This window comes from Streptomyces sp. NPDC051940, from assembly GCF_040680895.1.
GTDB lineage: Bacteria > Actinomycetota > Actinomycetes > Streptomycetales > Streptomycetaceae > Streptomyces.
This window is the reverse complement of sequence record NZ_JBFAXR010000001.1, coordinates 223,255-244,306: the sequence shown is the minus strand read 5'-3', so window position 1 is coordinate 244,306 and position 21,052 is coordinate 223,255. Positions and strand designations below refer to the sequence as shown.

Sequence of the window (21,052 nt, the reverse complement as noted above, 5' to 3'; positions counted from 1 at the left end):
CGACCGGGCTGACCGAGCTGGCCCTGGACGACTTCCTCGCGCCCGTCCGCACGGCGGCCGCCACCCACTTCCTCACCGCCACCGAGGCCGCCCGGTCGCAACTGCAGTAACGGCTCAGTAATGGCGTATCCCTACGCTGCCGCCAGCCCGGTTTCCTGAGCAGTGCCCCTGGTGCGTGACGGCCGGCCGGGTCACCTCCCCCCGTACTTGGCATGTGCAGGAGCACTCATGCAACCGTCCCCCACCCCGCCGCGCCGGCGTGCCCCACGCCTGGCGTGGGCCATGGCCCTCTCCGCGGCCACCGCACTGTCCGCTCTGTCCGCCCCCGGCGCCGCCTTCGCGGCGTCCGGCGACGGCACCCCGGCCACCGCCACGGCGAAGGTCGACTCCGCGGTGCTCGACGCCGTCTCCGCCGGGAAGGAGTCGCGGTTCTTCGTCGTACTGAAGGACCACGCCGACCTGTCCGCCGCGAAGAAGGCGCGCGGGCACGCCGCGAAGGCGAAGGCCGCGTACGACGCGCTGCGCACCGAGGCGACGGCGAGCCAGAAGTCGCTGCGCGGCTTCCTGGACAAGGAGAAGGTCGGCTACCAGCCGTACTGGATCGTCAACACGGTCCTCGTCACCTCCGACGACGCCGACCTGGTCGACGAACTCGCCGCCCGCCCGGACGTGGAGAGCATCGTCGCGGAGCAGACCCACGCTCTCGACGACGTCGAGCCGGCCGCGGACACCGAGTCGATCGCCACCGGTGACACCACCCCGGAGTGGGGCGTCGCCGACATCAAGGCCGACCAGGTGTGGTCGCAGTACGACGAGCGCGGTGAGGGCGTCGTCATCGCCAACGTCGACACCGGCGTGCAGTGGGACCACCCGGCGCTGAAGTCCGCCTACCGCGGCTGGACCGGCTCCTCGGCCAGCGACGACTACAACTTCTACGACCCGACCGGCGTCTGCACCACCTCGTCCCCGTGCGACAACGCCGGCCACGGCACGCACACCATGGGCACGATGGTCGGCAAGGACGGCCTCGGCGTCGCCCCCGGTGCCAAGTGGATAGCCGCCAAGGGCTGCGCGAGCGACACGGACTGCGAAGACGGAGACCTGCTCTCGTCGGGTCAGTGGATCCTCGCGCCGACCGACCGCAACGGTCAGAACCCGCGCCCCGATTTGGCGCCGGACATCGTCAACAACTCGTGGGGCGGCGGCGTCACCGACTTCTACTCGGACATCGTCGCGGCCTGGAACGCGGCCGGCATCTTCGAGGCGTTCGCCAACGGCAACGACGGCAACGGCGTGACCTGCAGCACCGCGCGCACCCCGGGCGCCCAGGCGGCCGCGTACGCGGTCGGCGCCTACGACGCCACCGGGAAGATCGCGAAGTTCTCCGGCTTCGGCCCGTCGCTCCTCGACGGCTCCGCCAAGCCGGACATCGCCGCGCCGGGCGTGAACGTCCGCTCCGCCTGGCCGGGTTCGACGTACAACACCATCAGCGGCACCTCGATGGCCACCCCGCACGTCGCGGGCGCCGTCGCGCTGCTGTGGGCCGAGGCCCCGTCGCTGGCCGGGAACATCGACGCCACGCGTGCGCTGCTGAACTCCAGCGCCCGTGACGTGGACGACACGCACTGCGGCGGCACCGCAGGCATGAACAACGTCTGGGGCGAGGGCAAGCTCGACATCCTCGCCTCCGTCGACGCGGCCCCGCACACCGCTGCGGTCATCACCGGCACCGCCACCGACCAGGCCACCGGCGCCACGCTGTCCGATATGACGATCACGGCGAAGAACGCAGACACGACCCGCACCGTCACCACGAAGTCGAACGGCTCGTACCGGCTGACGCTGCCGGCCGGCAGCTACACCTTCACTGTCTCCGGCTACGGCTACGCGACCGGCACCCGGACCGCCGAGTTCACCACCGGCCAGAACGCCGACGAGGACTTCGCGCTCGCCGCCGTCGCCCACCACGCGGTTACCGGCACCGTGCTGGACGTCACCGGCCAGCCGATCGCGAACACCACCGTGACCGTGCCCGGCACGCCCGTCCCGGCCGTGAAGACGGACGCGTCGGGCCGCTACACGCTGTCCGACGTGGCCGAGGGCTCCTACAGCCTCAGCGCCATCCCGACCGCCCCCGTGGTGTGCAACGGCAGCTACTCCGGTGCCGTGACCGTCGACGGCGACGAGACCGCCGACGTGAAGCTGCCGAACCGCACCGACACGGGCCGCACGTACTCCTGCGCGCCGGTCGCCGCCTCCTGGATCAAGGGCGCCACGAACACCGCCCTGACTGGTGACGAGGACGCCATGACGATCTCCCTTCCGTTCCCGGTCCGCTACTACGGCGTCGACTACACCAGCGCCTCCGTCAGCACCAACGGCCTGGTCAACTTCCTCGAGCCGCGCCTGGGCGACTTCGCCAACACGGCGCTGCCCGCCGCCGGCCAGCCCAACGGCGCCGTCGCCGTCCTCTGGGACGACCTGGTGCTGGACAAGCGCTCCAGCGTGCAGACCTCCACGACCGGCACCGCCGGATCGCGGAAGTTCGCCATCGTGTGGAACAACGCCGCCTTCGCCGCCGACACCTCGGTGCGGATCTCCTTCGAGGCCGTCTTCGACGAGGCCACCGGCGCCATCACCCTGCAGTACAAGGGCATCGGCACCAGCGCCCTGCAGCGCGGCTCCTCGGCGACCACCGGCATCGAGAACCAGGCCGGCACCGACGGCCTGGGCCACTCCTTCAACGAGACCGTCCTCAGCGACGCGACCGCCATCCGCTTCACCCCGAAGGGCGTCTGATGAGCAACATCAACCGCCGCGGTCTGCGCCTCGCCTCGGCGCTGATCGCCTCCGGGCTGGCGCTCAGCGCCGCCCCGGCCGCCCACGCGGCCGACGACATCGACCTGCAGGTGTACTCCGACACCCAGGCCGAGGACATCGCGCAGCGCATCACGCCGGACATCTACGGCGACGGGCGCAGCCTCGACGCGCGGGAGACGGCCGAGGAGTCCACCGACTCCACGTCGTCCGACGGCACGGACGCCTCGTCCTCGGACACCGCCGGTACGGCGGACGACTCCGGCTCGTCGACCACGGCCACCACCAGGTACAACCTGAACCGCAAGTCCGGTGTCGAGGGCGCCCAGGGTATGGCCGTGACCTACCCGGTCGGCGGCACGCAGGGCGACTACTACTCCGTCAACAGCCTCACGCCGATCCAGCGCATCAGCGCCGACGGCAAGCAGCTGTGGTCGCGCGACACGACCTCCCTGTACGGGGACTGGAAGGTCACGCCGCTCCCGTCCGCCCAGCAGGAGCCCTACCCGGCCGCGGTCGTGATGGGCTACAACGCGGTCGGCCCGTTCACCCCGGCCTCCGACCAGGGCGTGACCACCGGCGACCTGACCGGCGACGGCGTGGACGACATCGTCTTCACCGCCAGGGTCGGCGTGAAGCCGTACCAGCCGTTCACCTCGCCCGGCTCCACTCTGCCCAACGGCACTTTCGTCACGGTCCTCGACGGCGCCACCGGCAAGACCCTGTGGTCGAAGCTGTACGCCGCGGCATACCAGGTCAAGCTGGCCGGCAAGACCCTGCTGATCGCCGACTCGCCGTTCGCCAACATCAACTCCCCGGCGGACTCCAAGACCACCCTGACGGGCATCCGCTTCGGCTACGCCGACGGCAAGCTCACCCCGTCCGACACCTGGACCTACGACGCGGGCACCTACACCGGCGTCACCTGGGGCGCCCTGGAGCCGATCGGCGGCGGGCTCGTCGCGGTGTCCTGGAACCAGAGCCGCAAGTACACCGCCGACCTCACCCCCTCCGGCCACACCCTGGTGCTCGACACCGCGGACGGCAGCGTCAAGTGGGCCGAGAGCGGCCGGCTGTACGTGCGCCAGCTGCACCTGGACACCTCCCGCAACCGGATCGTGGCGCTGGAGCAGTCCGACTCCAACGAGGGCGTCAAGTACGAGATCACCTCGTACGACCCGGCCGACGGCACGCGCACCAGCCTCAGCACGCGTGTCAACGCGCTGCCGCTGACGCTGGAGGTCGGCGACATCCAGGGCGACGCCAAGCCGGAGTACACGGTCAGCGAGTCCACCGTCGACGGCATCTGGATGAGCAGCAACAGCGTCCGCGCCCTGAACGGCGACGACGCGAGCCTGCTGTGGAGCAGCACCGTCAAGCGGCCGAACAGCAGCGGCGACGTCGGCGCCGCCTGGGGCGTCCAGGCCGTCGACGGCAAGATCGTCGCCTCCTACATGGACGACAGCAAGACCGTCACCGCGGACAACCGCGGCTCGGCCCACTACGCCCGCATCGTCGCCTTCGCAGGCAACAACGGCGCGGTGAAGTGGCAGAAGCAGGGCGTCGTCGGCTCGATGCTCGACACCCAGCCGTTCGTCAAGGACGGCGGCTGGCGGCTGCGGACCGTCGACACCGACCAGAACGTCCTCGTCTACAACGCGGGCAGCGGAAAGCAGGAGTCCCTCCAGCCGCTGGAGGGCATCCCCTACACCGCCCAGACGACCGACGTCAACGGCGACAAGAAGCAGGACGTCGTCGTCGGCGGCTCCTCCAACGGCGTGTTCGCCTACGACGGCCCCTCGCTGGTCGCCGGCACGCCCAAGCGCCTGTGGTCGGCCACCCTGCCCGGCCGTATCGTGCAGATCATCAAGGCGGACACCACCGGTGACGGCCGGGACGAGATCGTCGTCGCCGCCGACACCGCCGCCGCCGTCCTGGACGCCCGCACCGGCAAGGTGCTCAGCGTGATCAACGCGCCGGCCGGCGAGTACGTGCGCAACGTCGTCGCCGCCGACCTCGACGGCGACGCCGCCGCCGAGGTGGCCTTCGCCACGGACAAGGTCCGCGCCTACCAGGGCGACGGCACCCTGATGTGGGAGTACGCCGTCCCGGCGGAGGTCGGCACCCCGGCCTTCGCGGACCTGTCGGCGGCGGACGGCAAGGTCTACGCCCAGTACCAGAGCCGCGGCAAGGACGTCACGATGTCGGCCGTCGTGGGCGGTGTCGCGCTGAACGGCAAGGACGGCTCGACCGCCTGGTCCTTCACCCCGCAGGCGCCCTCCTTCAGCCAGGGCAAGGTGCTCGGCATCCCGATGCGGGCCGGCACGTTCGCGTCCCCCGGCATCCCGTACGGCGACGGGCACGCGGTGGTCTTCACCTATGTGGTCCGCGGCAACAGCAGCCAGCTGCCGCCGAACCAGATGACCAACGTGGTGCAGATCCGTGACGGCCGCACCGGTGAGCTGCTGCACGAGGCCAAGGCGGGCGGCTTCTCCACCCTGCACAGCTGGACCACCGGGCCCGAGGGGCTGCTGGAGGGCGGCCTCGCCACGATGCGCACCTACCAGGCCGGCGGCCAGGACAACCACGTCAACGTCCTGGCAGACATCCGCGCCAGTTCCTTCGCCACCGGCCCCGACGGCAGCCGTCTCGTGGTGGCCAGCGGCACCCAGTTCGTGTCGCTGTACTCCGCGTCGCTGCTGAACTCCGGCCAGGCGTACCCGGCGAGCTCGGGCTACTTCTTCGCCAGCGGCGGCCGGGAGCACCTCGTGGGCGACCTCGACGGCGACGGCAAGGACGAGATCCTGCTGCTCGCCTTCGACGACTACGGCGCGGACCGTACCGCCGCTCTGATCGGCGTCGCGGTGTCCAACCCGTACACGGCCGTCCGCTCGATGATCACCCTGAGCATCGACAAGTAGTAGCGGTCAGGAGGGCCTGACGCGTTCAGGCCCTCCCCCCGCCGGGGCCAGACCGGATCGGCCGCACATACGACAGATGCCCGGCACCTTCAGGTGCCGGGCATCTGTCACGTACCGCCTGTACTCAGTCCTGCTTCGGCTCCTCCAGCCGCGGGAAGAGGATCTCGCCTTTGGTGACCTGGGCGCCCGCCGGCAGCCGGCCCCAGTCCGCCACCGTGTCGACGCGCTGGTCCGCCAGCGCGCCCAGCGACGCCCCGGCACCCAGTGACGCCCAGAGCTTCTCGGACGTCGCCGGCATCACCGGGTTCAGCAGGACGGCCGTCGCCCGCAGGGCCTCCGCCGCGGTGTAGATGATCGTGGCGAGGCGGGCCTGCGCGGCCTCGGACGTGTCCTTCGCGACCTTCCAGGGCTCCTGCTCGGTCAGATACAGGTTGACCTTCTTCACCAGGCCGAAGACCGCCTCGATGCCGCCCGCGAAGTCCAGCTCCTCGCCGATCTTCCGGTCGGCCGCCGCGGCGGCCTCCTTCAGACCGTCGACGATGACCTGCTCGGCCGCACCGGAGTCCGTGGCGGCGGGCAGCGTCCCGCCGAAGTACTTGACCGTCATCGCGCCCACGCGCGAGGCCAGGTTGCCGAAGTCGTTGGCCAGCTCGCTGGTGTAGCGCGCGGAGAAGTCCTCCCAGGAGAACGAGCCGTCCTGGCCGAACTGGATCGCCCGCAGGAAGTACCAGCGGTAGGCGTCGACGCCGAAGTGGTCGGTGAGGTCCTGCGGCTTGATGCCCGTCAGGTTCGACTTCGACATCTTCTCGCCGCCGACCATCAGCCAGCCGTTGGCGAAGACCTTGCCCGGCAGCGGCAGCCCGTTCGCCATCAGCATGGCCGGCCAGATCACCGCGTGGAAGCGCAGGATGTCCTTGCCCACCAGGTGCACGTTCGCCGGGAAGGTGCCCTCGAACTTCGCCTGGTCGGAGCCGTAGCCCACGGCCGTCGCGTAGTTCAGCAGCGCGTCGATCCAGACGTAGATGACGTGCTTGTCGTCCCACGGGACGCGCACGCCCCAGTCGAAGGTGGAGCGGGAGATCGACAGGTCCTGCAGGCCCTGCCGGACGAAGTTCACGACCTCGTTGCGGGCGGACTCGGGCTGGATGAAGTCCGGGTTGGCGGCGTAGAAGTCGAGCAGCTTCGGGCCGTACTCGGAGAGCTTGAAGAAGTAGTTCTCCTCCTTCAGCATCTCCACGGGCTTCTTGTGGATCGGGCAGAGCTTCTGCCCCGCGTACTCGCCCTCGCCGTCGAGCAGCTCGCCCGGCGTCTTGTACTCCTCGCAGCCCACGCAGTACGGGCCCTCGTAGCCGCCCTGGTAGATCTCGCCCTTGTCGTACAGGTCCTGCACGAACTCCTGGACGCGGTCGGTGTGCCGCTTCTCCGTGGTACGGATGAAGTCGTCGTGTCCGATCTCCAGGTGCTCCCAGAGGGGCCGCCAGGCCTCCTCCACGAGCTTGTCGCACCACTCCTGCGGGGTGACCCCGTTCGCCTGTGCGGTGCGCATGATCTTCTGACCGTGCTCGTCCGTGCCGGTGAGGTACCACACCTTCTCGCCGCGCTGGCGGTGCCAGCGGGTGAGGACGTCGCCTGCGACGGTCGTATAGGCGTGGCCCAGGTGGGGAGCGTCGTTGACGTAGTAGATGGGGGTCGAGACGTAGAACGCCTTCGTCCCCTGCTGCTCAGTTCCAGTGGCCGCCATGCTGAGAAATCCTACTGGGCGAACCGACACGCCCCGACCCGGGCGAATCATATGTTTCCGTTCAAATAACACATACAACAGCTCTCGGTACGAGATACGAGGTACGAGGTACGAGTTCCGGGAGTGACCCCTTGCGCAGAGCACCCAGCGCCCCCGTGCGCCCGCTGGCAGCAGCCCTGACCGCCGTACTGCTCCTGCTGGCGGGCGCGGTCCCCGCGGTGGCCGACGAGCGGCCGGAGGGGGGCGAGCACTTCGGCCTCGCCGACTACCAGCAGCTCCTGCCGTACGCGAGCACCCCCGATCAGGGCACCATCGCCCCCGAGATCCCCCGCGGGCGGGCCGCGCTGGAGAGCAACCAGCTCGAACCCGAGCCGCTGCCCGTGCTGCCGGACGTCGAGTCGTCCCCGCCGGGTGAGGGCGGCAAGCAGTACCCGTTCTGCACCCGCAAGGCCGGCCCGTACCAGCGGCAGGTCGAGCGCTATCTGGGGTTGAAGGCGGACGGCAGGCAGTCGGCGGCGGACTGCGCGGCGATCCAGGCGTACCAGCGCAAGCGGGACATCTGGCCGGCCGTCGGCTACGCGGGCGCCGTCACACACGGCGAACTGCTGCTGGCCAAGGTGCGCAAGAACCCGAACAAGGCGGGCCGCTGCCCGACCGGCGTCGGCCGGGTCGTCTGCGTCGACCTGGACCGGCAGCTGCTGTGGATGCAGAGCGGCGCCAAGCTGCTCTTCGCCCCGGTCCCCGTCCGCACCGGCCGCCCCGGCTACGACACCCGCACCGGCATGCACCGCGTCTACTGGCGCAACAAGGACCACTGGTCCACGCTCTACGACGCCCCCATGCCGTACAGCCAGTTCTTCGACGGCGGCCAGGCGCTGCACGGCACGTACGCCAGCGTCTACCGCGAGCCGGGCTCACACGGCTGCGTGAACCTCCGCTTCGCGGAGTCGAAGGCCCTGTGGCACCTGATGAGAAAGGGCGACCGGGTCTACGTCTTCGGCACCCGCCCGGTGCGCTGACCACCCGCCCGGTCAGAGCCGGTCGACGGCGGTCAGGTCGATGTCGATGTCGAAGGGGACGGTCAGCTTCAGCCGGTCGTGCTGGATGGAGTTCGTGACATAGACCCCGACGGCCGGATCGAGCTCGTACACGTACACCACGGGCCGCCGGCCGTGGCCCTTCTCCACCCGCCAGAAGTGTGGGATGCCCGCCTCCGCGTAGAGCTGCGGCTTGCGCTTGCGGTCGCGCTCCTCCGACTCGGGCGAGACGACCTCGACGGCGAGCACCACGTCGGCGCGGTCGTACCCGGTCTCGTCGGCCTCGTCGCTGACCGCTGAGGCCCGGACGAGGGTGATGTCGGGCTCGGGCCGGTTGCGGTTGTTGAGCACGACGCTCATCTCGCGGCGCACCCGGAGGTGGTCAGGGGCGAGGGTGCGCAGGGCCGTCTCAAGCATGGACATCGCAAGCATGTGAAAGCTGCGCTGAGGGCTCACGAACACCAGGCTCCCGTCGATCAGTTCCGTGTGCGGCGGGAGGTCGGGGATGCGGTCGAGGTCCGCGGCGGTGAAGCCGCCCCGGGGCGGGATCGCCCAGGCCGGCAACGCGGAGTCGCCATCGTGGGTGTGGAGCGGATCGGCGGTCATGGTTCCTCCCATGTACGGGATTCTCGGCCGTACGCCCAGACTAGCCGGGCGAAACGGGTGCATGCCCCACGAAGGAGTGATCAACGCCGGTGCGGTGACCCGACGGGGTCCTCTTCCCCCGCCGCCGGGCGGGCCGCTACCGTACAAGCACAATTCGCACACCGCGGGAGCTCGGAGCACCGGGCTGAGAGGGCGCTGACGACGGATCGCTGATCCGCGACCGCTGCGCCGACCGCCGAACCTGTTACCGGGTAATGCCGGCGTAGGGAGTGGGTCTCATGACCTTGCAGGATGCACGCACGCCTGAAAACGGCCGGGGCGGGACGAAGACCGGCTGGCACAAGGGCTATCTGACCGGATCGCGGCCGGACCTGAACGTCCCCGTCCGCCGGGTGCACCTCACCAACGGGCGGGCCGTCACGCTGTACGACACCTCCGGCCCGTACACCGACCCGGACGTCACCACCGACGTCCGCCGGGGCCTCGCGCCGCTGCGCGAGAACTGGATCATCGGCCGCGACGACACCGAGGAGTACCCGGGCCGCCCCGTCCGCCCCGAGGACGACGGCATCAAGCACACCTCGCCGCGCGGCGGCAACCTGCGCAACCTCGACGCCGTCTTCCCGGGCCGGCCGCGGCTTCCGCGCCGGGGGCGGGACGGGCGGGCGGTCAGCCAGCTCGCGTACGCGAAGCGGGGTGAGACCACCGCCGAGATGGAGTACGTGGCGATACGCGAGGGCGTGACCCCCGAGTTCGTACGCGACGAGATCGCCGCCGGCCGCGCCGTCCTGCCCGCGAACGTCAACCACCCGGAGATCGAGCCGATGATCATCGGCAAGAACTTCCTGGTGAAGGTGAACGCCAACATCGGCAACTCCGCCGTCACCTCCTCCATCGAGGAGGAGGTCGAGAAGATGACCTGGGCCACCCGCTGGGGCGCCGACACGGTCATGGACCTCTCCACCGGCCGCAACATCCACACCACGCGCGAGTGGGTGCTGCGCAACTCACCCGTCCCGATCGGCACGGTGCCGCTGTACCAGGCCCTCGAAAAGGTCGACGGCAAGGCCGAGGAGCTGACCTGGGAGATCTACAAGGACACCGTCATCGAGCAGGCCGAGCAGGGCGTCGACTACATGACCGTCCACGCGGGCGTCCTGCTGCGCTACGTCCCGCTCACCGCCCGCCGCAAGACGGGCATCGTCTCGCGCGGCGGCTCGATCATGGCGGCGTGGTGCCTGGCGCACCACAAGGAGAGCTTCCTGTACGAGAACTTCGAGGAGCTGTGCGAGATCCTCGCCGCGTACGACGTGACGTACTCCCTCGGCGACGGCCTGCGCCCCGGCTCCATCGCGGACGCCAACGACGAGGCGCAGTTCGCGGAGCTGCGCACGCTGGGCGAGCTCAACCGGATCGCCAAGTCCCACGACGTCCAGACGATGATCGAGGGCCCGGGCCATGTCCCGATGCACAAGATCAAGGAGAACGTCGACCTCCAGCAGGAGATCTGCGAGGAGGCCCCGTTCTACACCCTGGGCCCGCTGACGACGGACATCGCCCCGGCGTACGACCACATCACCTCCGGCATCGGCGCCGCGATGATCGCCTGGTGGGGCACGGCGATGCTCTGCTACGTCACGCCCAAGGAGCACCTGGGCCTGCCGGACCGCGACGACGTGAAGACGGGCGTGATCACGTACAAGATCGCCGCCCACGCCGCGGACCTCGCGAAGGGCCACCCGGGCGCCCAGGAGTGGGACGACGCCCTGTCCGACGCCCGCTTCGAGTTCCGCTGGGAGGACCAGTTCAACCTGGCCCTCGACCCGGACACCGCGCGCGCGTTCCACGACGAGACGCTCCCCGCGGAGCCGGCGAAGACGGCGCACTTCTGCTCGATGTGCGGGCCGAAGTTCTGTTCGATGAAGATCAGCCAGGACATCCGCCGCGAACACGGCGGCGCGCTCGCGGTGGAGGAGATCGAGGCGGGCATGGCGGAGAAGTCCGCGGAGTTCGCGGCGACGGGCAACCGGGTGTACCTGCCGGTCGCCGACTGACCCGCCGGTGCGGGGGTGGGGCGGTCCGTGTCCTCACCCCCGCACGGAGGGCCCCGGTGCCGGGGGCTCGCGGCGGGCCGTCGGCCGGAACGGCTCCCGCCGGGGACGGAGCTGGGACACTGGCCGCGTGAGCGTCATATCCCTTGCCAAAGGTGCCCATACCGCCGTCGCCGCCGATCGCGTCCACGCCGTACTGGTCTGGCAGGACACCCCCGGGGCGCCCGACGCCGACGCCTCGGCGCTGCTTCTGGCCGCGGGTGGCCGGGTGCGGGACGACGGGGACCTCGTCTTCTACAACCAGCCCGTGCACTCCTCCCAGGCCGTACGGCATCTCGGCAAGCAGCGCGGGCCGCTCGGCGTCACCGACACCGTCGAGGTGGACCTGCGGCGTGTGGAGCGGGGGATCGAGCGCATCGTGCTGGGGGCGTCCGCCGACGGCGGGACGTTCGGGGAGCTGCGGGGGCTCACGTTGCGGTTGGTGGACGCCGGGTCGGGGGCCGACGTCGCCCGGTTCGAGATGACGGCCGGGACTGAGACGGCGTTCATCGGCGGCGAGCTGTACCGGCGCGACGGGCGCTGGAGGTTCCGGGCCGTGGGCCAGGGGTACGCGACCGGCCTCGCGGGGCTGGCGACCGACTTCGGCATCACGGTGGACGAGGAGCCGCCGATGCCGGCCGGAGGCCCGGCTCCCGTGCCGCCCGTACCGCACGCCGGCGTCCCGGCGTCCGTGCCGCCGCCCGCACCGCCTGCCCCCGGCCTGGTCAAGGGCGAGGACCTGCTCCCCGTCGACATGCGCAAGCGGCTCTCCCTGCGCAAGGAGCAGGTCGCCGTCAGCCTGCGCAAGCACGGCGCGGAGGGCGTGGTCGCCCGCGTCATCCTCGTCCTCGACGCCTCCGGCTCCATGGCCGCCCTCTACCGGGGTGGCACCGTCGCCGGTGTCGTGGAGCGGATGGCCGCCGTCGCCGCCCAGCTGGACGACGACGGGGAGATGCAGGCGTGGACCTTCGCCACGAACCCGGCCCGGCTGCCGGATCTGCGGATCGGCGAGCTGCCCGACTGGCTGCGCCTGCACGTGCGTTGCGGCGAGGTGTCCCTGTTCCGGCGGCGCCGGCCGAAGCACGGGCTGCTGCCGGGCCAGGTGGACATGCGGCTGGTCGGCGCCATGAACGACGAGCCGAAGGTCATCGCCGAGGTACGGGCGCACGTGCGGCGGCACCCGTCCGCCGCCCCGACCCTGGTGCTGTTCTTCTCGGACGGCGGCATCCACCGCGACGCGGCGATCGAGCACGAGCTGCGGGCGGCGGCGGAGGAGCCGCTGTTCTGGCAGTTCGTGGGGCTGGGCCAGGCGTCCTACGGCGTGCTGGAGCGGCTGGACACCATGGCCGGGCGGCGCGTGGACAACGTCGGGTTCTTCGCCGTCGACGACATCGACCAGGTCCCCGACCCGGTGTTGTACGACCGGCTGCTTTCCGAATTTCCGTCCTGGCTGATCGCCGCCCGCTCGGCGGGAATCCTCTGACCTGCGGCGATGTAGACCCGTGTGCTCGTATGACTGGTACGACGACTGAGCCGCGAGGTTGGTATGTCCGGTAAGTTGCAAGTCGTTTAGGTTCTACCGTAATTCGTCGTGGCTAAATGAGCGCATGACCGAGAACCCCACCCGAGCCGACCGGCTGCTCCGCGGCCTGCTGGCGCTGTGCAAGGCCCTCGTGCTGGCCGTCGCGGGAGTCCTCCGCGGCGGGCGGCGCGCGGCCGTCGCCGGCGGCGCAGGGCCCGCGGAGTCCGCCGCTCCGGCCGCGACGCCGGCGAAGCGCCCGGTCGTCCGGCTGCCGCGGCCCGCGCCGGCGGCCGACGTGCCGTCGTACGACGCGCCCGCCTTCGAGGCCCCCGTCCCACCGCCCGCCACGATGTACTCCGGCGGGAGGTTCTGGCCGCCCCCGCGCTCTCCGCCCTCAGCCCGAACCGTTCGGCCTCACCGCACAGGCCGGCGTGCCACCCGGCAGCCGGTGCCTGTTGGCGGCGATCAGCCGGTAGACACCGTGGCCCAGCCACACCGCGGGGGGAGTCTGAAGGAGCAGGCCGAGGGCCCGCCAGCCGGGCCCCGCACTGCGCAACAACCGGGCGACCGCCCGCACCCCGCCGTACACCTGTCCGCCGGGGGCGATCCACACCACCTCGTGAACGGCACGCGCGGCGCTCACGCCGAGCGCGTCGAGATCGGTGAACTGCCAGGGCACGGCCTCGCAGCGGGGCCGGATCCGCCGTTCGGCGAAGCGCACCGAGGACGTACAGAAACCGCAGTCCCCGTCGTAGACCAGCAGCGCGCGGGACGATGGGCCCGCCGCACTCAAAGGGCTCATACGTCCAGTGTGTCCGACGCGTCCCCGCAGCCCCGCGGGGGCCCCTCACTCCGGCTCGTGTTCCGGGCCGCCGTAGTCGGGGCTGGTGAAGTCGGGGCTGGAGAAACGCGGGCCGAGCCCCGGTGTGGCCCCCTCGTCGGGGCTGGAGAAGCCGGGGCGCGAGTAGCCCAGCCGCGGTGTCCGCTCCCCCGCGTGCGTGTCCGGGCGCACGGCGTACGGGACGTCCGGGCCGGGGCTGCCGCTGTGGGCCAGCGCCTCGCGGAGGAACGGTTTGATACCGCGCTCCAGCAGCGCCTCGCGCCACTCCTCCCGCGCCAGGGACACCTCCCGCTGCCGCTCGCTGCCGCCGGCCGCGTGGATGGAGGTCGAGCCGTTGCGCACGGCCGTGAGCAGCAGGCCCGCCATCGCCACCACGAACGTCGCCACCGTCAGCAGCGCGAAGAACCAGCCAGCCGTACGGATCGGCTGCGCGACAGCCGGCTGCGGGCGCAGCGACCCCAGTACGTACCCGATGAGCAGGAAGATCGCGGCCGCCGCCGCCGAGAGCAGCGGCGCCAGCACCGCCACCACCGCCGCCACGCCCGCGCTCGCGCCCTCCGCGGCCGGTGCCGCCAGCCCGCCGAGCGCCCCGCCCGCCGGTCCTGACGCCTCGGGGTCCGGGCGGCGCAGCGCCTCGCGGGCCGCGACGAACGCGTCGTACTCCACGGCGGCGCACGCGGCTATCGCCGTGATGGCGCCCAGTGCCATGCCCCGCAGCTGCTGGACGGTCAGTCCGTCGCCGGGGCGCGGCAGGTCCGGGCCGTGTTCGGCGGTGCGCAGCGCTTGGTCGAGGATCCGCTCGAACTCCGGGCGGTCCTCGGACAGCAGATGCCGAGCTGAGGTCATGGGCACATCCCCCGAGGCTCCGTCGCGTCACCGATGGGCCCCGGCGGGGGTCGTCCTGGCGGCTCGTCAGGGGCCGGTGCCGGAGCGTGAATCAGTGGCCGATGACACGATGGTAGGCCGGGGACGGCACGCGGTGACAGTCACTTCCCGTAACTTCCCCGAGTGTTGAGGGGGGTTGACGGGGTATGACCGGAATCGGAACGCCGCCCCGAGGGGCTCCTCAGCCCCGCAGCGGGAGCTGCGCGATGAGGAGCTTGCCCTCCATCGTCACGCCGCCGTCCATCGCGACCGCGAGCCCCTCCGCGTACACGTGCGGGCCGCGCACCGCCGCCGCGCGCTCGGTGCGCTCGTTCTCGTCGGCGACCTCGCCCAGCAGATACGGGATGGGGCTGTGCCCGTGCACGACGCGGGTGCCGCCGTACACCCCCAGCAGCTCACGCACCGCGTCCGGCCCGGTGGCCTCGTCGCGGAAGGCGAAGCGCTTGGTGAACTTGCGGAAGACGTCCCACACCTCGTCCGCGTCGGCGCGGTCGAGGATCTCGTGGATGCGGTCGTTGACGCCGTCCAGGGAGTCGCCGTAGTCGAGGTACGCCGTGGTGTCGGAGTGCAGCAGCAGGTGCGAGTCCTCCAGCGCCACCGCGTCCAGCCGCGCCATCCACTGCAGATGGACGTCGGTGAGGCGCTCCATGTCCTGGCGCTGGCCGCCGTTGAGCAGCCAGGCGGCCTGGAAGGAGGCGGTGCCGGCGCCGGAGTTGACGGGGGTGTCGCCGAAGCGGCGGGCGCCGAGCAGCAGCAGCTCGTGGTTGCCCATCAGCGCCTTGCAGAAGCCGCCCGCGGCGGCCGCCTCCGCGGACAGGCTCATCACCAGCTCGATCACGCCGATGCCGTCCGGGCCGCGGTCGGTGAAGTCGCCGAGGAACCACAGCCGCGCGTTGCCCGCGGCCCAGCGGTCCTCCTCGTCGATCAGCCCGTACGAGCGCAGGGCGGCGCGCAGCTCGTCCAGATACCCGTGCACGTCGCCCACGACGTACAGCGGGCCGACGCCCGGGTGCTCGGCGCGGCGGATCACCGGCAGGTCCCGCTCGGTGGGCGTGTAGCCCTCGTCGTACGCGGGTGGGGCCGGGGCATGGGTCGGCAGTGGCGGAACCGCTCCCAGCGGAGCGGCGCCTCCGTCCACGGCGCGCGCCACGGCTTCGTGACCGGCCCCTTGAGTCATCGACCCCTCCACGCTCCACGTCCACGCCGGGTCCGCGACGACGGAGCGGCTCCCGGTGTTGTGCGCCCATCATAGGAATGCGACCCCTGCCATGGGGCATACCCGGGGCCGACATCAGCGCTTCGGCCTCGATCGCCGGGCGCCGGCCTGCTGTCCGGGCGAGGGAATTGCCCCTGACTCGGTGTGTTTGGGGACGCTTGTCCTGGGCGGACGGTTCCCGGTGTCCGGTCCGGTGTCACGGAACGGGGCGCCGGGGCGCTGAGTTTCCGTCCGTTACGGCACCGGGCGCCGGGGCGGGCTGACCACCACGCGCGGGGTGCGCCGCTGGGAGGACTCGCGGACGATCAGCTCGGTGGGCATCACCCGCTCCACGGGGCGGCCGGCGTCCACCCCCTCGATCGCGTCGATCAGCAGCTGGATGACGGCCGTGCCGATCCGCCGGGGTTTGAGGGAGAGCGTGGTGATGGGTGGGTCGGTCGTCGCGTAGCCCGCGGACTCGCTGCAGCACACGAGCATCAGATCGTCCGGTACGCGCAGCCCGTACCGCCGTGCCGCGGCCAGCAGATCGGTGCCGTTCGGGTCGAAGAGGCCGTACACCGCGTCCGGCCGGTCCGGCCGCGCCAGCAGCCGGTCCGCCGCGACCGCGCCCGCGCACGGGTCGTGGGCGGGGTAGCGCTCGTACACCGGGGCCTGGCCGACGCGTTCGCACCAGCTGAGATACGCCTGGGTGGAGTCGGTGGTGTACGTGTCCGTGGAGGTGCCGGTGAGGAGTCCGATCCGGCGGGCGCCGCCCGCGGCGAGATGGTCCAGCAGGTCCAGTACGGCGGCCTCGTGGTCGTGGTCGACCCAGGCGGTGACGGGCAGGGAGCCGTCGGGGCGGCCGTCGCTGACGACGGGGATGCCCTGGCGGACGAGGTCCGCGACGTGCTGGTCGCTGTCGGAGGGGTCGATGACGACGGTGCCGTCCAGGGCCACGTTCGACCAGACGTCGTGGCGGGATGCGGCGGGCAGGATCACCAGGGCGTATCCGCGGGCGAGGGCGGCGGAGGTGGCGGCCCGCGCCATTTCGGCGAAGTAGGCGAATTCGGTGAAGGTAAACGGTTCTTCGCCGTACGTCGTGACGGTTAAGCCGATCAGGCCGGAGCGCCCTGTGCGTAGTGCGCGGGCGGCGGCCGAGGGCCGGTAACCGAGACGGTCCGCGACTTCGCGGACATGACGGCGGGTGGTGTCCGGGAGCCGTCCCTTGCCGTTGAGGGCGTCGGAGACGGTGGTGATCGAGACGCCCGCAGCCTGAGCGACGTCCCGGATCCCCGCCCTCTCCAGCCGTCGGCTGGGAGGCCGGCTCACCCTGGGTTGAATCGAGCCGGTCACGTAGGACCTTCTTTCTTTCCGCGGTCGGCGGTCGCGGTGATGTGAAGCGCGGTCGCGGACAGATAGTCGGTCTGCGATCGCGAGCTGATAGTAGGGCTCGGGTGGCCCGAATGCGGGAGAACGCGAATTGCGCTTGACAGGCACGTTTCTGCGCAGCGGATTTTTTGTTTTGACCTTGGAATCCATGCTTCCGTGCCGGGCATCTCCTGCGGCCTCGGAGTCCGTTACCAGGTTAACCAGGTGTTGCGTCGACCTTACTGTCTGTCAGCACTCACCTTCACGGGTGATGCGCGCCACGGCGCGCGCCACCGGCGTGAGGCATCGTTACGTGCGCCCCCCTGGGCGGCGGCGAGGCCGCCGTAAGGTGGGCGTACCGGTGGAAGACTCGGTCGAGGAGGACCGCGGTGAGTGTAGAGAAGGGCCCCCGGCTGCGGGGCGCGTTGGACGGTATTCCCACTTACAAGCCCGGGAAGCCGGCAGCGGCCGACGGCCCCGTGGCGTACAAGCTCTCGTCGAACGAGAACCCTTACCCGCCGCTGCCGGGCGTATTCGAGTCCGCCACCGAGGCGGCCGCGTCGTTCAACCGGTACCCGGACATGGCGTGCACCGGGCTGACGGCCGAGCTGGCCGCGCGCTTCGACGTGCCGGAGTCGCACATCGCGACCGGTACGGGCTCGGTGGGCGTGGCCCAGCAGCTGGTGCAGGCGACGGCCGGCCCGGGGGACGAGGTGATCTACGCCTGGCGGTCCTTCGAGGCGTACCCGATCATCACGCAGGTCTCCGGTGCCACGTCGGTGCGGGTGCCGCTCACCTCCGGTGAGGTGCACGACCTGGACGCGATGGCGGACGCCGTGACGGAGCGCACGCGGCTGATCTTCGTCTGCAACCCGAACAACCCGACGGGGACCGTCGTACGGCGGGCGGAGCTGGAGCGCTTCCTGGACCGGGTGCCGTCGGATGTACTCGTCGTACTCGATGAGGCGTACCGGGAGTTCATCCGCGACGAGGACGTGCCGGACGGCATCTCGCTCTACCGCGACCGGCCGAACGTCTGCGTCCTGCGGACGTTCTCCAAGGCGTACGGGCTCGCGGGCCTGCGGGTCGGCTTCGCCGTCGCGCACGAGCCGGTGGCGGCGGCGCTGCGCAAGACGGCGGTGCCCTTCGGCGTCAGCCAGATCGCGCAGGACGCCGCTGTCGCCTCGCTGCGGGCGGAGGACGCGCTGATGTCGCGGGTCTCCGCGCTCGTCGCCGAGCGCACGCGCGTGTACGACGCGCTGGTCGGCCAGGGCTGGCCGGTCCCCGAGACACAGGCGAACTTCGTCTGGCTGCGGCTGGGCGAGCGCACGATGGACTTCGCTGCGGCGTGCGACGCGGCGGGGGTGGTGGTCCGCCCGTTCGCGGGGGAGGGCGTGCGGGTCACGATCGGGGAGGTCGAGGGCAACGACCGGTTCTTGGGGGCGGCGGGGGGGTTCTTCAAGGAGATGTGAGGTCGGGGGGCGGGGCTCGGCGGGGGGTGGGGCCGGGGGGCTTGGTGGGTGCCTGGAGGGCTGGGGGCGCCCGGGGGTCCTGGGCCCTCCTAGCCGCCCTGGGGCGCCGGGCCTCCGGGCCTCCGGGCTTCTGGCCTTCCGGGGCCCCGGGCTTCTGGCCTTTGGGGCCCTCGGGGCCTTCGGGGCCCGGGGTCCTCACTTGCCGGGCGGGCTGGAGGGGTGCGGTCACGCTGGAAGTGTCGGGCTGTGCTGTAAAAGTGCGGTTCGTGGCCGGTTGTCGGCCGCCGATCGAAGTGATCCTGCGGCCCCAAGGGGCCTTGCCGGGCGGAGCGCGGGGGGACGGCGCCATGGCGCCGCCCAGTGGTCGGCTCCGCTGGCGCTGCGCCGGCGCGAAGCGAACGGCTCCGCTGGCGCTCCGCCGGGGTGTGTCGTCCGGTGGGCCGGTGGGGCTGCGCCGACTCCGCTGCGCTCCGCCGGCATGCCACCGTGACCGGATGCTTCCAGCGCGACTGGACGCTTGCAGCGTGACCGCAGCCCCCCCAGCCCGTCCGGCGTTTGAGGACTGAGGCGCGAAGCGCCGAATCGCGCCGCAGGCGCCAACGGGACTGGACGCTTCCAGCGTGACGGCAGCACCACCTCAGCCCGTCCGGCGTTTGAGGACTGAGGCGCGGAGCGCCGAATCGCGCCGCAGGCGCCAGCGGGACCGGACACTTCCAGCGTGACCGCAGCCCCACCCCAGCCCGTCCGGCGTTTGAGGACTGAGGCGCGGAGCGCCGAATCGCGCCGCAGGCGCCGGCGTGAGCCGCAGCATTCATGCGCGACCGCAGGCGGCCGGGCCGGGCCCCCGGCCGAAGGGGGAGGGGGGTTGAACCCGTTCGAAACGGGTGTGGCAGACTAGGTCTTGTGAATGTGAACGCATTCACAAGCACGCTTTTACCCCGGATGCCCCGCCTGTTGGGCCCCCTCGGCCCAGGCCGACAGGTGGATCATCGGAGAAAAGTTCGGGCGAGGCGAAGGCGACACAGAGGGGCAGCCCATGGACATCGCGCTCGCGCCGGAGACCCTGGCGCGTTGGCAGTTCGGTATCACCACCGTCTACCACTTCCTCTTCGTCCCGCTCACGATCTCGCTGGCCTCCCTGGTGGCCGGACTGCAGACGGCCTGGGTGCGGACGAAGAACGAGAAGTACCTCAGGGCGACCAAGTTCTGGGGCAAGCTCTTCCTGATCAACATCGCCATGGGTGTCGTCACCGGCATCCTGCAGGAGTTCCAGTTCGGCATGAACTGGTCCGACTACTCCCGCTTCGTCGGCGACATCTTCGGCGCCCCCCTCGCCTTCGAGGCCCTGATCGCGTTCTTCTTCGAGTCGACCTTCATCGGCCTGTGGATCTTCGGCTGGGACAAGCTGCCGCAGAAGATCCACCTCGCCTGCATCTGGATGGTCGCGATCGGCACCTCGCTCTCCGCGTACTTCATCCTCGCGGCCAACTCCTGGATGCAGCACCCGGTCGGCTACCGCATCAACGAGGAACGCGGCCGCGCCGAGCTCACCGACTTCTGGCACGTGCTGACCCAGAACACCGCCCTCGCCCAGTTCTTCCACACCATCACGGCCGCCTTCCTCACCGGCGGCGCCTTCATGGTCGGCATCGCGGCGTACCACCTCTTCAAGCGCCGGCACATCAACGTGATGCGGACCTCGCTGCGCGTCGGCCTGGTCACCGTGGCGATCTCCGGACTGCTCGTCGCCATCAGCGGCGACCGCCTCGCGAAGATCATGTACGAGCAGCAGCCCATGAAGATGGCCGCGGCCGAGGCCCTGTGGGAGACCGAGGCGCCCGCGCCGTTCTCCGTCTTCGCGATCGGCGACGTGGACGAGGGCCACAACGTCGTCGCCATAGAGATCCCGGGACTGCTGTCCTTCCTGGCGCACGACAACTTCCACGAAGCGGTCCCCGGCATCAACGACACCAACGCGGCACTGAAGGAGAAGTACGGCGAGCAGTTCGGCCTCGACGACTTCCGGCCGAACATCCCCGTCGCGTACTGGGGCTTCCGCTGGATGATCGGCTTCGGCATGGTCTCGCTGGGGCTCGGCATCGTCGGACTGTGGCTGACCCGGCGGAAGTTCTGGCTCAGCGAGCGGCTGCGTACCGGCGAGGACGAGGTGCCGAGACTGGCGCTGCTGAAGGACCGCGAGCTGGGCCCCAAGCTCGGCAGGTGGTACTGGCGGCTGTCGCTGCTCACCCTGCTCTTCCCGCTCTTCGCCAACTCCTGGGGCTGGATCTTCACCGAGATGGGCCGCCAGCCCTGGGCGGTGTACGGCGTACTGCCGACCGCGGCCGGGGCCTCCCCCGGCGTCTCGCAGGGCGAGGTGCTGACGTCGATGACCGTCTACACCCTGCTCTACGCCGTACTGGCCGTGATCGAGGTCAAGCTGATGGTGAAGTACGTCAAGGCCGGCCCGCCCGAGCTCACCGACGACGACCTCAACCCGCCCACCCGGATCGGCGGCGACGCCGACCGGCCGATGGCCTTCTCGTACTGAGAACGGGAG

At 71.0% G+C, this 21,052-nt stretch carries 13 protein-coding genes and 1 riboswitch; of the genes, 7 read left to right on the top strand and 6 right to left on the bottom strand.

Going from position 1 to position 21,052, the window contains the following annotated elements; genetic code table 11:
* Window positions 1–228: 228 nt before the first annotated feature.
* Together AB0M28_RS01145 and AB0M28_RS01140 are read left to right on the top strand one after the other, a co-directional pair.
* On the top strand, window positions 229–2,799 hold the full coding sequence (locus AB0M28_RS01145) for a S8 family serine peptidase (protein ID WP_365395629.1): 2,571 nt from the start codon (window positions 229–231) through the stop codon (window positions 2,797–2,799).
* Complete coding sequence (locus AB0M28_RS01140; protein WP_365395626.1) at window positions 2,799–5,738, top strand: FG-GAP-like repeat-containing protein; 2,940 nt, start codon at window positions 2,799–2,801, stop codon at window positions 5,736–5,738. Before AB0M28_RS01145 ends, AB0M28_RS01140 begins: the two co-directional genes overlap by 1 nt.
* A gap of 124 nt (window positions 5,739–5,862) precedes the next feature.
* Here the strand turns inward: AB0M28_RS01140 and metG are convergent, their stop codons facing one another.
* Window positions 5,863–7,479 carry a methionine--tRNA ligase gene (metG, locus tag AB0M28_RS01135; RefSeq protein ID WP_365395623.1) on the bottom strand — a complete coding sequence of 539 codons (1,617 nt, stop codon included), beginning with the start codon at window positions 7,477–7,479 and terminating at the stop codon, window positions 5,863–5,865.
* Between the two features lie 131 nt (window positions 7,480–7,610).
* Between metG and AB0M28_RS01130 the strand changes: the two genes are divergently transcribed.
* Entirely contained in the window at window positions 7,611–8,498 is an 888-nt protein-coding gene (locus AB0M28_RS01130; RefSeq protein WP_365395620.1) for a L,D-transpeptidase, read from the top strand.
* Window positions 8,499–8,510: 12 nt separating this feature from the next.
* On the opposite strand, the gene AB0M28_RS01125 is transcribed toward AB0M28_RS01130, so the two are convergent.
* Window positions 8,511–9,134: a Uma2 family endonuclease gene (locus AB0M28_RS01125; protein ID WP_365395617.1), complete on the bottom strand. Its 624-nt coding sequence runs from the start codon at window positions 9,132–9,134 to the stop codon at window positions 8,511–8,513.
* A 141-nt stretch (window positions 9,135–9,275) separates the two neighbouring features.
* Window positions 9,276–9,409, top strand: a riboswitch (TPP riboswitch).
* On the opposite strand from AB0M28_RS01125, the gene thiC reads away from it, so the two are divergent.
* Together thiC and AB0M28_RS01115 are read left to right on the top strand one after the other, a co-directional pair.
* Window positions 9,401–11,176, top strand: coding sequence for a phosphomethylpyrimidine synthase ThiC (gene thiC / locus AB0M28_RS01120; RefSeq protein WP_365395614.1), 1,776 nt, complete (start codon window positions 9,401–9,403; stop codon window positions 11,174–11,176). (Overlaps the previous riboswitch by 9 nt.)
* Before the next feature lie 127 nt (window positions 11,177–11,303).
* Window positions 11,304–12,695, top strand: coding sequence for a VWA domain-containing protein (locus AB0M28_RS01115; RefSeq protein ID WP_365395611.1), 1,392 nt, complete (start codon window positions 11,304–11,306; stop codon window positions 12,693–12,695).
* Between the two features lie 433 nt (window positions 12,696–13,128).
* On the opposite strand, the gene AB0M28_RS01110 is transcribed toward AB0M28_RS01115, so the two are convergent.
* The 4 genes from AB0M28_RS01110 to AB0M28_RS01095 all read right to left on the bottom strand — a co-directional run bounded on the left by AB0M28_RS01110 (window position 13,129) and on the right by AB0M28_RS01095 (window position 17,008).
* A complete protein-coding gene (locus AB0M28_RS01110; RefSeq protein ID WP_365395608.1) occupies window positions 13,129–13,536 on the bottom strand; it encodes a DUF393 domain-containing protein in 408 nt (135 codons plus the stop codon).
* A 45-nt stretch (window positions 13,537–13,581) separates the two neighbouring features.
* Entirely contained in the window at window positions 13,582–14,421 is an 840-nt protein-coding gene (locus AB0M28_RS01105; protein WP_365395605.1) for a hypothetical protein, read from the bottom strand.
* A gap of 220 nt (window positions 14,422–14,641) precedes the next feature.
* Window positions 14,642–15,637 carry a metallophosphoesterase gene (locus AB0M28_RS01100; protein WP_365395602.1) on the bottom strand — a complete coding sequence of 332 codons (996 nt, stop codon included), beginning with the start codon at window positions 15,635–15,637 and terminating at the stop codon, window positions 14,642–14,644.
* Window positions 15,638–15,910: 273 nt separating this feature from the next.
* Complete coding sequence (locus AB0M28_RS01095) at window positions 15,911–17,008, bottom strand: LacI family DNA-binding transcriptional regulator (RefSeq protein ID WP_365395599.1); 1,098 nt, start codon at window positions 17,006–17,008, stop codon at window positions 15,911–15,913.
* A 404-nt stretch (window positions 17,009–17,412) separates the two neighbouring features.
* Between AB0M28_RS01095 and hisC the strand changes: the two genes are divergently transcribed.
* Entirely contained in the window at window positions 17,413–18,495 is a 1,083-nt protein-coding gene (gene hisC / locus AB0M28_RS01090; RefSeq protein ID WP_365395596.1) for a histidinol-phosphate transaminase, read from the top strand.
* Between the two features lie 1,036 nt (window positions 18,496–19,531).
* Complete coding sequence (locus AB0M28_RS01085) at window positions 19,532–21,043, top strand: cytochrome ubiquinol oxidase subunit I (RefSeq protein ID WP_365395593.1); 1,512 nt, start codon at window positions 19,532–19,534, stop codon at window positions 21,041–21,043.
* The last annotated feature ends 9 nt before the right edge of the window (window positions 21,044–21,052 follow it).

Coding starts and splice junctions, on each gene's coding strand:
- AB0M28_RS01100 (WP_365395602.1), bottom strand. CDS start 15,637: ATGACTCAAGGGGCCGGTCACGAAGCCGTGGCGCGCGCCGTGGACGGA.
- metG (WP_365395623.1), bottom strand. CDS start 7,479: ATGGCGGCCACTGGAACTGAGCAGCAGGGGACGAAGGCGTTCTACGTC.
- AB0M28_RS01105 (WP_365395605.1), bottom strand. CDS start 14,421: ATGACCTCAGCTCGGCATCTGCTGTCCGAGGACCGCCCGGAGTTCGAG.
- thiC (WP_365395614.1), top strand. CDS start 9,401: ATGACCTTGCAGGATGCACGCACGCCTGAAAACGGCCGGGGCGGGACG.
- AB0M28_RS01085 (WP_365395593.1), top strand. CDS start 19,532: ATGGACATCGCGCTCGCGCCGGAGACCCTGGCGCGTTGGCAGTTCGGT.
- AB0M28_RS01140 (WP_365395626.1), top strand. CDS start 2,799: ATGAGCAACATCAACCGCCGCGGTCTGCGCCTCGCCTCGGCGCTGATC.
- AB0M28_RS01110 (WP_365395608.1), bottom strand. CDS start 13,536: ATGAGCCCTTTGAGTGCGGCGGGCCCATCGTCCCGCGCGCTGCTGGTC.
- AB0M28_RS01145 (WP_365395629.1), top strand. CDS start 229: ATGCAACCGTCCCCCACCCCGCCGCGCCGGCGTGCCCCACGCCTGGCG.
- AB0M28_RS01125 (WP_365395617.1), bottom strand. CDS start 9,134: ATGGGAGGAACCATGACCGCCGATCCGCTCCACACCCACGATGGCGAC.